Origin of the sequence: Microtetraspora fusca (assembly GCF_001570365.1) — a bacterium.
GTDB lineage: Bacteria > Actinomycetota > Actinomycetes > Streptosporangiales > Streptosporangiaceae > Microtetraspora > Microtetraspora fusca.
This window is the reverse complement of record NZ_BBYK01000063.1, coordinates 118,374-129,249: the sequence shown is the minus strand read 5'-3', so window position 1 is coordinate 129,249 and position 10,876 is coordinate 118,374. Positions and strand designations below refer to the sequence as shown.

The 10,876-nt window shown below is 67.1% G+C and carries 12 protein-coding genes; 6 read left to right on the top strand and 6 right to left on the bottom strand.

The genetic code is table 11. The features are described 5' to 3' along the window. Window positions 1-184: 184 nt before the first annotated feature. Window positions 185-700: a hypothetical protein gene (locus tag AWQ68_RS30145; protein ID WP_157545913.1), complete on the bottom strand. Its 516-nt coding sequence runs from the start codon at window positions 698-700 to the stop codon at window positions 185-187. A 586-nt stretch (window positions 701-1,286) separates the two neighbouring features. On the opposite strand from AWQ68_RS30145, the gene AWQ68_RS42905 reads away from it, so the two are divergent. From AWQ68_RS42905 to AWQ68_RS42900, 4 genes are all read left to right on the top strand, one after another. After that, the gene (locus AWQ68_RS42905; protein ID WP_157545910.1) at window positions 1,287-1,652 is read left to right on the top strand and encodes a hypothetical protein; all 366 of its coding nucleotides are present in this window, start codon (window positions 1,287-1,289) and stop codon (window positions 1,650-1,652) included. A gap of 714 nt (window positions 1,653-2,366) precedes the next feature. Next, window positions 2,367-2,795, top strand: a complete 429-nt coding sequence (locus tag AWQ68_RS30135; protein ID WP_157545907.1) for a hypothetical protein — start codon at window positions 2,367-2,369, stop codon at window positions 2,793-2,795. Further along, window positions 2,792-4,237 carry a relaxase/mobilization nuclease domain-containing protein gene (locus AWQ68_RS30130; RefSeq protein ID WP_157545904.1) on the top strand — a complete coding sequence of 482 codons (1,446 nt, stop codon included), beginning with the start codon at window positions 2,792-2,794 and terminating at the stop codon, window positions 4,235-4,237. Before AWQ68_RS30135 ends, AWQ68_RS30130 begins: the two co-directional genes overlap by 4 nt. Before the next feature lie 116 nt (window positions 4,238-4,353). Beyond that, window positions 4,354-6,261 (top strand): hypothetical protein, encoded by a 1,908-nt coding sequence (locus tag AWQ68_RS42900; protein WP_157545902.1) that lies wholly within the window; start codon window positions 4,354-4,356, stop codon window positions 6,259-6,261. On the opposite strand, the gene AWQ68_RS30120 is transcribed toward AWQ68_RS42900, so the two are convergent. Together AWQ68_RS30120 and AWQ68_RS30115 are read right to left on the bottom strand one after the other, a co-directional pair. Then, window positions 6,245-6,790 (bottom strand): GNAT family N-acetyltransferase, encoded by a 546-nt coding sequence (locus tag AWQ68_RS30120; protein WP_066946712.1) that lies wholly within the window; start codon window positions 6,788-6,790, stop codon window positions 6,245-6,247. The two genes, AWQ68_RS42900 and AWQ68_RS30120, sit on opposite strands and share 17 nt — an antisense overlap. Window positions 6,791-6,799: 9 nt before the next feature. Continuing rightward, window positions 6,800-8,143, bottom strand: a complete 1,344-nt coding sequence (locus AWQ68_RS30115) for an NsdA family TPR-like regulatory protein (RefSeq protein WP_157545899.1) — start codon at window positions 8,141-8,143, stop codon at window positions 6,800-6,802. Window positions 8,144-8,193: 50 nt separating this feature from the next. On the opposite strand from AWQ68_RS30115, the gene AWQ68_RS30110 reads away from it, so the two are divergent. Continuing rightward, a complete protein-coding gene (locus AWQ68_RS30110) occupies window positions 8,194-8,688 on the top strand; it encodes a hypothetical protein (protein ID WP_157545896.1) in 495 nt (164 codons plus the stop codon). Then, window positions 8,688-8,969, top strand: coding sequence for a hypothetical protein (locus AWQ68_RS30105; RefSeq protein ID WP_066946704.1), 282 nt, complete (start codon window positions 8,688-8,690; stop codon window positions 8,967-8,969). The genes AWQ68_RS30110 and AWQ68_RS30105 overlap by 1 nt, the downstream gene beginning before the upstream one ends. On the opposite strand, the gene AWQ68_RS30100 is transcribed toward AWQ68_RS30105, so the two are convergent. The 3 genes from AWQ68_RS30100 to AWQ68_RS30090 are packed head-to-tail and all read right to left on the bottom strand — an operon-like array spanning window position 8,970 to window position 10,856. Continuing rightward, window positions 8,970-9,176: a superinfection immunity protein gene (locus AWQ68_RS30100; protein WP_066946701.1), complete on the bottom strand. Its 207-nt coding sequence runs from the start codon at window positions 9,174-9,176 to the stop codon at window positions 8,970-8,972. It abuts the gene before it with no gap. A gap of 26 nt (window positions 9,177-9,202) precedes the next feature. Further along, window positions 9,203-9,832, bottom strand: a complete 630-nt coding sequence (locus AWQ68_RS30095) for a hypothetical protein (RefSeq protein WP_066946700.1) — start codon at window positions 9,830-9,832, stop codon at window positions 9,203-9,205. Continuing rightward, window positions 9,801-10,856, bottom strand: a complete 1,056-nt coding sequence (locus AWQ68_RS30090) for a DNA primase (protein WP_066946697.1) — start codon at window positions 10,854-10,856, stop codon at window positions 9,801-9,803. Before AWQ68_RS30090 ends, AWQ68_RS30095 begins: the two co-directional genes overlap by 32 nt. Window positions 10,857-10,876: the final 20 nt, after the last annotated feature.

The window sequence follows — 10,876 nt, the reverse complement described above, 5'->3', positions numbered from 1 at the left end:
ATCTGCTGCACCAGTGCGAAATGCGTTTGATCTACAGCGTAAAGGCGTGGAGTCGGCTACAACCAGGGCACGTCGGCCGACCCGCTCATCCCCCTGCCGCGAGCATCTCAACGACTTACCGAAAGGCGATCATCGGCGCGGGGAGAGGGCAGGCCGAGGCGTGGCTCTCGGCTGTGTCCGTCAGTCAGTGTGCTGCGGGCAGGTAGGCGAGGACGATCTGGCCGTTGGAGGCGTAGGCGGCGACTCTGGGGGAGAGGTCGGCGTCCACGATCACGTTCACGAGGCGGGACGAGCCGCCTGTGCCTGGTTCGCTGACGGCATCGACCAGGGCGCTTTTGGCCAGCACGATGCTGTTGTGGTCGCCGGTGTCCTGGCCGGGGAGGGAGATGACCTGTACTCGCTGGCCTCGTCGCAGTTCGGCGGGGGATTGGCCGGGTTTGAGGGCCAGCCCAACGCGGGCCTTGCCCGGGATGAGTTCTTCGCTCGCCGTGGCGGTCATCTGCCTGGTGAGCAGGGTTCCGGGGAGCAGGGTGACTCGGGCCAGGCGTTGCGCGTAGGAGATGTGCTGTGACCAGGGCAGGTAGTCGATGCCGGTGTCGGCTATCTGGACCTCTTCCATGCCGGCGCGGCTGAGCGGTTGTCCAGCGGCGACCTGGTGGGTGATGCGGATCGCTGAGACGCGCGCGCTGCCGTTCAGCATGAGGGTGAGGGTGGCCGCTGCGCCTCCGAGGATGAGGAGCACGGCCAATGCGGCCAGGTCGGGTCGGCGTCGGCGGGGTGATGCCGGCAGTCGCCGTGCGTCCAGTCCGGACAGAGTGACGGGCGATTCTACGGAGGTGGCTGCCGAAGACTGACCGCCGCGGGCGGAGGTCGGACGGATCCACATGATCGAAGCTCCCGGGGAATCAGACGTGCCCTGCGGTGCTCGGCGATATTGAGCGCGAGCGCGGAGGGGTGGAGTTCGCGCCATTGTCCTCGGTTTGGCGAAGAACTGTCATCCGAACGCCAAAAATGCTGTGGATTCAAAGCGCATTTGCACTGCTGGGCGGGTGCATGTGTCCTGCCAAGAGTGGATATGTGTGGATATCCTCGTCAGATCTAGCCAAATTTCGGAAACTTGAGTACGGAGTCATCAGTCTCATGCGGCTGCAAATTTCCGAACACTCTGGTCATATTCAACGGGCTGGCCTTTGTGGGCTTCGTCGCGTCCGTCGGCGTCCAGGGGAGTCCACTTGTGAAGTCTGTAACTGTCGGCTACTTTCCGTGACATGCTCAGGTGTCGGGCCATGTTGATGTTGGCCGCTCTGGTTGTTTCGGTCGGTGGGTCGGCACAGCCGGTTCTCGCCGGCACTGGACCGTGGAGCGATTACTACGGCGAGGCGGGTGTGGTCACGGTCGGCGCCGATCGCAAACAGATCCGGGTGTGCGATCTCAATGCCCGCGATGACCTGAAATTCAAAGCGGAGTTTGCGACGGATAATCCGATCGATCCGACCATTTATTCTGTTAAGGTGCTTTCCGGTGGATGCGAAAGCGACCGGACCTACATCAGCAGAGTCAAGGTTTTCAAGCTGTGTGTAGGGAGTGTGCGCGTCCGTGATGTCGTGTGGGATCAGTGCAATCCATCCGTCTGGATTACTGGTTCGTCATGACGTGGTGACGTTTATCGACGAAATTCGCCCTTCCCTGTCGGGTGAGCTGCCGCTCGCGGCGGTCTGTCACCTCCAGTCCGGCTGTGAGGGACACGAGGGGCGTGTATGTGATGCCCGTGCCGTTGACGGCGGGCACCCCGGGGCCGACGAACGTGTGGGCCTGGCCGACCGTGACGCTGGCAGTCCGTGGGAGATGGGCATCGTCTCCGCCCACTTCCGGCCGTCCCCGCACACCTCGACAGTCGACCAGCCCGAGCCGGGGTACCGCTGAGTCCTCTCGTTGAACACCCAGATGTCCGTCTCGCCCAGAACGGCGCTGGTTGTGTCGCGTGCTGCCGCATGGTGGGCCGCCGGCGTCTGGGCGATTGGCTGGAAGAGGAGTGAGGCCAACCCGCCGTGCCGTTATACGTACCGGCGCGAGACCTTCGTGCCCATCTGACGCACGCCGGGCACTGGTTCTTCGTGCGACCGACGTCTACAGGGACGATCCGGAGTACTCCACGGGTGCCGGGATTGGGACGCTGGCCGGGCTGAGCGTCCAGGGCGGCGGCTGAGGGAGAGAGCAAGATATTCGTAATGTCCCGTTACCTCTGAATCCGGCGGGCTCCAGAGGGGGACATTAATGATCAGAACTGCCCCACTCCCCGCAGCGTGTGCGGGAGTGGGGTTCTGATCAATCGGGACCGGGCGCGGTCCTTTTGGGGGAATTGCGGCATGGGCGAGGGGGCAGAGGGCGAGCCGAGTGTTCGGGCCAAGCAGGTCCGGCAGCGGAGGCGGGAGCGTCAGGCGACGCCGAGGCGGCATGTGGTGAAGTTCGTGCTCACTGATGAGGAGTTCGCCGACTTCCGCAACGCGGCCCAGCGGCTCGGACTGGCGCACGGCGCGTACGCTGCCGAGGCCGCGCTGGCGGCGGCACGTATGGCGAACCCGCCGATGCCGGACCCGCTACGCGAGGCCCTGATCGAATTGATGCACGCCTCCAGTCAGGTCCGCCGTATCGGCGTCAACCTCAACCAGGCCGTCGCCGGGCTCAACGCCACCGGCGCCGATCCCGGGAACCTCCTTCCGTACGCCGCCGCCTGCCTGAAGGCGGTGGAGCGGCTGGACGGTGTCGCGGAAGCCGTGCGGAAGCGCATCCGATGATCGGAAAGGTGATCCGGGGAACGCGTGTCGACGGGTTGGTCTACTACCTGTACGGCCCGGGCAGGGCGAACGAGCACGTCAACCCCCACGTTGTCGCCGGGTGGCGTCATCCGGCGGAGTTGGAGCCGGCCCTCCGGCCGGATGGCGGGCGGGATTTCCGGAATCTGATCGGATTGCTGAACCAGCCGCTCGCCGCGCTGGCGGATCCCGGCTACCGGGAGCCGGTCTGGCATTGCGCCGTTCGCGCCGCGTGTGAGGACCGGGTCCTTGACGACGACGAGTGGGCTCAGGTCGCGTACGAGATCATGAACAGGACCGGGCTTGCACGGGACGGGGACGATGACGGCGTGCGGTGGGTCGCGGTACGGCATGCCGATGACCACGTCCACATCGTGGCTACGCTCGCCCGCCAGGATGGGACCAAGCCGAAGACCTGGAACGACTTCTACCGAGTACGGGAGGCGTGCCAGGCGGTTGAACGGCGCTTCGGGCTGCGGGTGACGGCGCCCGGCGACCGTACGGCGGCTCGCCGGCCCACCCGGAGCGAAACCGAGCAGGCCCGCAGGCGGCGATGGGCGGAGACTCCTCGCGCGGCGCTGCGGCGGCATGCGGTCACTGCCGCCGCCGGCGCGGGTTCGGAAGAGGAGTTCTTCCGCAGGCTGGAAGCGGCCGGAGTGCTGGTACGTCAGCGGATCAGCCAGCGGAACCCGGGCGAGGTGACCGGCTATGCGATCGCTCTGCCGGGCCATCTCAACCGGCAAGGGGAGCCGGTCTGGTTCGGCGGTGGCAAGCTCGCCGCCGATCTCACTCTTCCGAAGCTCCGCGCGCGGTGGGGGAGCGGAAACGAGAGCGGCGAGCAGAATCACAGCGCGAACCGGATCAGTGCGGAAGAGCGCCGCGAGATCTGGGATCAGGCCGCTGCGGCGGCAGACCGGGCCGCTGAACACATCAAGGCATCCGCTGATCCGAGTGCGTCGGCCGACCTGGCCGGGGCCACCTCCGATCTGCTGCATGTCGCGGCGGAGCTGCTCAAGGATCGCCGCCTCAGGGAGGCCGCTGAAGCCTTCGACCGCGCGGCCCGCGAGCCGTACGCCCGTACCCCGCCCGCTACCCCGGCGGGGCTTGGACTTCGAAGAACCGTGCGGAGACTCGCCAAATCGGGGGCGACACCCCGCGGAGGTGTGCTCATCGTGAATGTCGCTTCCCTGGTGAGCGCTGTGGCAGAACTGCGCCTGCTGCAGGGCCGGGCAGCGCAGGCCGCGGCAGCGCGAGCGGCGGCCCGGTGCCTGAGCGGGGCATCGATTGCGGTGCAGCCCACAGCACAGTTGGCCGCCGTCGATTTTCCCGGGCGTTTCACACCGCCTTCCGGGCCCCTTCCGCGGCATTCCGGCCGTTCCGCCGCCACTTCGGCACCTTCTCCATCTCAGCGGCGCCGCCGATAGCGGAAGATCCTTAATTACCCGCTCGACTCGCAATCGATCTTATGGGGATCGGCTATGTCGGTTGCGTAATGTGGTTGATCACTTTCTCTTGGTGATCAAACTGGGGGTGACCTGTCGTGCTGGCCACGGTCCTCTTTCCGATCCGTCTGCGCTGTTTGGCTACGTCGGCAGGCCGCTGGACGACGGTCGGCGTGCTCGCGGTCACGGCCGCCGTCGGTGTGGGGACGTTGCCGGTACGCGCCGACACCGGATGTGCACAAGTGAAAGGGACGGCGGCGCAGTACATCGATGCCGAGAAGTTGTGCGCGAACATGCAGCAGGAGCTGCGGAAATGGATGCAGACGGGCAAGCAGCTTGACTTCGGCCAGGCGCTGCGGAACTCCGTCAAAGGACGGGCTCCGCTTGTGATCACGCCGCAGCAGCAGGTGGTGCCCGCCCTGCCCACGGTGGCTCCGCCTCCGGTTCTCGTGACCGTCACACCTCAACCGGTCGCACCCCAGGTCCTCCCGGCCGAAACGAGCACGCCGCAGCCGGTCAAGCCCACGGAGGCGAGCAAGCCGTCGCCAAAGCAGCGGCAGACCCGGCGTGCGCGGAAGCCGAGTGCCCCCGATCGCGAAGTGACCTCACCTGACCTCACCGTGATCCCGGTCGCGGATGAGTCAGAACGGCTACGCCGCACTGCGAGCCCCGCGCGGAAGGCCCCTACGGGAAGGACGCGCGGTGTCACACAATCGCGGGCTGCCGTCGCCCAGACGCCGCCCTCTCGTGGTGCCTTCTCGAACACGGAGCCACCACCAGAGAGGCCACGGCCTGAGGCAGGGGAGCAGGAGACGTCGTCGATGCTGCCCCTCACGGTTCCCGCGGGCGTGGTCGCGCTGTTCCTCCTCGGCATGACGTATCGCAGACGACGGCAGCTCGCGGGGAACGCGACGAAATGGTGGCGGCGCACTCGCCTGACTCGGGACGCCGACCGGCTGATCCGCCTCAGCGCTGCCGCATACGAGCCGTCGGTGGTCGTACGGGAACGAGGACAGGCCAAGCATGAAAAGGCACTTGGAACCGAGCGGCGAATCGCTTCCTTTGATGGCACGGTTCTTCACGATGGAGAAGCGGACCACGAGGCCATCATCACCGTGCATGTCCGCTCCGAAGAGCACGGCGTCGTCCCGTGGGCGGAGACCGCGACAGAACCGACTTCCGGGCAGGGTGGTACTCCCGGCCAGATTCTCCTGGAACAGCCCGCCCCGGGGTTCGGCGGAAGCCAGGAGTGCGAGATGACACTGGTTCAAGAGGCCGTGCGAGAGCACGTCGTATCCCGGGAGTCGAGCGAACGTCCGAAGCCGGAGCAGGTCCTGCATGTGGAAGAGGACGACCAAGCCCCTCACTATGAGGAAACGCCCCAGCTGAACGCCCTTCCTGGAGAAGGAAGCGCCTCCGAGGAAGATATCGTCGATCGGGACCAGGAGCCCTCGAACCTCAGCTACGCGATCGCCCTGTCCGCTCTCTATGGCATGGGCCTGACCGGCCCGGGCACCGATGATGTCGGCCGTGCGATGGTCCTGGAGCTGCTGGCCGTACGTGATCTCACGACGCGTGTGCTCATGGCGCGCGACGATGCCATCCGGCTGTTCGGTGTGTACGCGGCGGAGGTCGAGGTCCCCGGCCTGGTGGTTCTCGACTCACCGGAAGACGTGATGACCGAGCTGGAAGTGGAGATCGTCCGGCGGTCGGGGCAGCGGACCGACTCCGGCGTCCCCGAGGGACTGTCGTGGCTGTTCGTCGTGGCCTCGGTCGGAGCGGCGCGAGAGCGGCTGCATCGGATCGTCGAGGGCGGCATGGAGGACCTCATCCTCGGCGTGTTCCTCGACCCATGGCCGTCGGGAGTCACCTGCACGATCGACCAGAACGGCCGGCTCACGCAGCTGGAAGGCAGCTCGGCACCGCCGTGGGTAGGACGCCGACTCGCGCTCTGCGACAAGGACGAAGCCGTCAGGAGGCTGGCGGGATTCACCGCAACGACTTGATCAGGGCGTCGTACACCGGCGCGTCCGTCATAGCCGGCCGGAGCTCGGCCGCCTTATGCCAGCCCCAGCGCCGGTACGCGGCATAGGCCGCGACGTTGTCCGGCCGTACCAGCAGGGTGGCCCGCTCTTCGGGGCGTCCCTTCAGCAGTTCGTCATGCAGCGCGTGCGCGACTCCCTGGCCTTGGTACGGCTCGGTCACCATGATCTCGGACAGCGCGAACGTCCGATGGCCGTCCTCGTCCGTGAAGCCGTGCGGCACTTCAGTACGCAGGCCCTTCCACCAGGCGGTGTCGGCCGGTAGGGGCCAGCCGAAGGATTGACCGATGGGAGCGCCGTCGGCTTCAGCGATGACCAGCTCGAAGCCGTCTCTCTTTGTGTAGAGGTCGAAGCGGTGCATGAACCGTTCGACGGTGTAGAAGGGGGCGCCTGCGGCGATCCGCTCGACGTAGGACCGCTGATAGATGTCGGCAACGGTCTCGACCGCCTCGCGTGCGGCGTCTCGGTTCAGATGCGTGAAGGTGAGCGGCATGAGACGAAGCTACGCCGCACCCACCGTGTCGTACGAGATCCGGAACTGCTCGGCCTGCTGATCGCGTGACCGCTCCGCCAGCTGGCGCAGCGGTGTCAGTTCACGAAGAATGCGATGCGAGCGGACCCCCGTGGACAGCGCCTCCGTCCCTTGTGCGAACGCCTCCGTCTTGTCGCCGCCAGATAGATGCGCCACGGCCAGCCGAGCCCGATAGTAGGTGCGGTTGCGCTGGCCGAGCCGTGGTTCGGCGACCACATCGGCGAAGCGCTGGACGGCCCGTCCTGCCTGGCCGAGGTGGACGGCGGCCATCCCCTCGTGGCCGGTGAGTTCGGCAGCGTCGACGAACCGCACCCACGGAGGGTCGTCCGCGTGCGGGCCATGCTCCAGCTCGCGCCACGCCCTGGTGATCGCCGAGCGGTAGGCGAGCTCGTCCTTGAGCATGGATTGCGCGTACGCCTCCCGGAGCGCGAGCAGGGCGTGTACGCGTGGAGTCGCCCACCGCCGGGCGGCGCCCTCGGCCGCGGCGACGAACCGAAGCGCCTCTCGGGCTCGGCCGGGTTCCTCACGAGCGATCCGTACGGCTTGCAGCGCAGAGTTCGACGCCACATGGACCATGAGGACGGGATCGTCGGCATGGGTGGCGTAGAGATGGGCCTCGCCGTACAGCTGGCGGGCGAGCTGCTGATCGTCGGAGTCGTAGGCCAGCCAACCAGCGCACACGCACAGCTCGCCCGCCACGGACAGCAGCTGGCGGCCGATCGGCTCGGAGAACTCGGCGTTGTCGAGCAACGCGCGGACGCGCGAGATCTGGAGGAGGGCTGTTCTGATGAGGACCGATCCGCCGACCCGCTGGTCCTGGCGATAGAGCCGGTCGATCGACTCGCGTAGCAGGCTGATCTGCTCGGCGTCGACGCGAGCCGGGACGTTCCACAACAGGCCGGCCAGCACTCCGCTGGCGACGAGCCCGGCGAGCTCGCGCCTGGTCAGATCCATGTTGTCCGTCTCCTCAGTGAACAGGGGCAGCAGAGCCGTTCGTGGCAGGCCGACGGCGTCCGCGAAGCGCACCAGCTCACGCACGTCGTAGAGCGTGTCGCGCTCGCCTCGCTCGACGCGGGCCACGGTGCTTTGAGCCCAGCCGACCAGGTTGGCGAACTCCAGCTGGCTCAGCTTCGTCGACTTGCGGACCAGGGTCGCGAAGGCCGCGAGGTCGTGAGCGGCCAGCGCCCGAGTGAGGGCGTCGAAGTCCCAGGCCAGAGTTGCGGAGCTGCGCAGGCAAGCGCTGCACACCGCCTCCTGGCTGTACTGGCTGAGCAACGTCTTCCGACAGACCGGGCACAACCGGCTCTGGCTCATTCGCCTCGCGTTCCTTCCCACAGGCCGGGTTACTCACCGTAAGTTCGGCGGTGCCTGCGCGCTATGCCGATGTGGCATTGGCTGTCGATGACATATCGGCGTTTCGACGGCGCAGCAGACTGCTCGACGCTGTGCGCGTGATCCCGGAAACGATGGGGCTGTTCCGTGACGCCCTGACAGAACTTGGCGTCGTGACGTACGACGCCGACGTGACGACCACCGCTTCGGGCAAGGCCGTCCTCAGCATTGCTCAGGGCGTGCTCGTCGAGGTTGGCGATCAATGGATCCGGTGGATGAAGGGGGCATGGCGGTGGCAGGTCCACCCGGCGCGACATCCTCGCGGGGCGGCCCGGCTGCTCGCCGTTCACCTTGCCGATGACCCGTTTCTGCGGCTGCGCGTGGAGTTCCCCACATGGTCGATCCTCCGGATATCGGAGGCACAGATCTGTGCGGTGCCCGTGGGGGCTACCGCCCTCCCTGTTGTCGAGACGTACTCCGTCGATGACCTGGCCGTACGGCTCCGCGCGATCGAGGCGAGGCAGTAGTGCTGAGCGACTATCACGGCATCCACGTGGCTCCACTGCAGGCCACGCATGAGAAACTCGCCTGGCGTGCGCCCACCGCCCGAGCCACCCGTGTTCGGGTACGGCTCCACACCTGCGAGTGCAAGGCGACGCTGTACGAGCTCTGCCAGGGCGGTGGCCTGATGTTCGTGCGCTGGACCGTGCGCCGTGCCGACGGCCCCGTCGTGCGGGAGACCGAATGGTTGCGGGCCGCCCTGATGGAACGGCTCTGGCAGCGGATCTTGCTGGGCGAGGCACGCTGATCACCATCGCCGCACCCGCTTGGGCAGCATGAACGCGGCTATGAGAGCGGCAGGCCAACCGATACAGGTCAGCCCGCCGAGGAGGTTGAGCGCGATCAACAGTCCGAGGGAGTCGACCCCGCGAAGAACGCCGATCACGCTCGGCATGATGTACACCGCCACGAGAACGAGGATCAACAGGATCCAGAAGGCGTAGCTTTCCACCACGACAACATGCTGTCGTAGTCGCTCGATTACGGTCTGATGTTCCGTGCAGGTCGCTGCGTCGACTTGGTCGTCTGTGCGGCCTGGATGGCATCCGTCGTGCGGACCACGTCTGTGATCGAAACCGGGAAGTCTTGCGTGCCGAGCGTGACGGCGGCGGACAGTCCCTTGCGTACGGGCGCGGCGTGGCCGGTCCTGGGATTCGGCACGCGGGCGAAGAACGGCGCGGCCTTCCGCATCGCCTCCGCCGGCCCAAGGCCTTCGGCGCGTAGCCGGTCATATCGGTTCATCCCGTAGGGGTGAAGTTCGCGCATCCGCTGCTCACACCTCAGCCGTGCCCGCTCGGCGGCCGGATCGTCCCGCGCGTACGGTACCGCCGCTCCCCAGGCCCGAGCCGTACCCGCGAAGTCAGCGGTCCGCAGCCATCGGGGATCGCTGGCGGGCGCCCATTGAAGGCGGGCCGCTTGATAGGTGACCTGCTGCCGGGCGCGAAGCGCGGCCGTGGCCTGGTGGTCATGCTCCGACTGCTCGCGGAGACGCTGGGCTTTGATCTGCGTGAGCACCTGGCCGGCGGCCGCTGCCACCGAGGTCAGCTGCACCGTCCGCTCGACACCCTGCGCGGCGGCTTCACGGAGTGGGTCCGCGTGGTGATCGTTCATTGGGATTCCTTCCTTTGAGACGTGTGGCGGGGCCGCCGAAGGTGAGTGGTGCCGGGAAGTCGGCGTCGGCCAGGTGCGAGGCCAGGCATTCTGTGACGGCTTCGGTGACGATCGGGTGGTCGAACCCGAGCCGCTGCGCCACCCGAGCTATCTGCCGGGCGACGTCATGGGGCGCCATCGCGGCGATTGCCGCGCCGGCCGAGCGGAGGGCGCCGATGCGACCTTCGGCGTAGTCAAGGGAGCGTTGCCACGGGTGGATCGCGGCATCGACGACGAGGTCCGCGAGGGGAACCGCTCGTTCGGTGAGGATCGCCGCCAGGGCTTCCGCCCCATCTTCGCCCAGGATGCCTGCCGGGTCGCGACCGGTCGGAAGCGTGACGGCCTCAGCCGTACAGATGCCTTTGAACAGGGGATAGGAGCGGGTGGCGGCTGCTCGGCCCGCCCGGTCGCCGTCGAAGGCGAGGACGATGTGGCTGAGATCGTGCGATCGGGTAAGCACGGGGACGTGGTCGGCGGTGAGAGCGGTGCCGCAGAGGGCGAGGCCGTTCAGAGGTTCCCTGCCGGCCAAGGTGACCGCGATCGCGTCGAGGGGGCCCTCAGTGATGACGAGGGGTCTGCTGGGGGTCAGCGCGTGCAGGCCGAAGAGGGTCTGTCGCTTGCGGTAGATCGGCGTCTGCGGGCTGTTTAGGTAGCGCGGTTCGGCGTCGAGGCTGCGTCCGATGAAGGCGATCGTGGTGCCGTCGTGGTCCTTGATAGGGAACATGGCCCGGTCGCGGAAGAAGTCGATGAGCGTTCCGCGGCTGGTCCTGCGGGCCAGACCTGAGCTTTCGATCGCGGTGTCACTGAAGCCGAGGCGGCGAAGGTGATTGGTGAGGGCTCGCCAATCAGCGGGTGCGTAGCCGATATGCCACCTGCTCTGGGTTGACCTGTCGAAGCCGCGTTCCGCCAGATAGCCGGGGACCCAGCTGGAGCCGTGGCGCGAGAGGAAGAAGCGCTCAGCCTGCTGGTGGATCGGGATGAGCACGCTCGGCTCCCTTCTCTGCG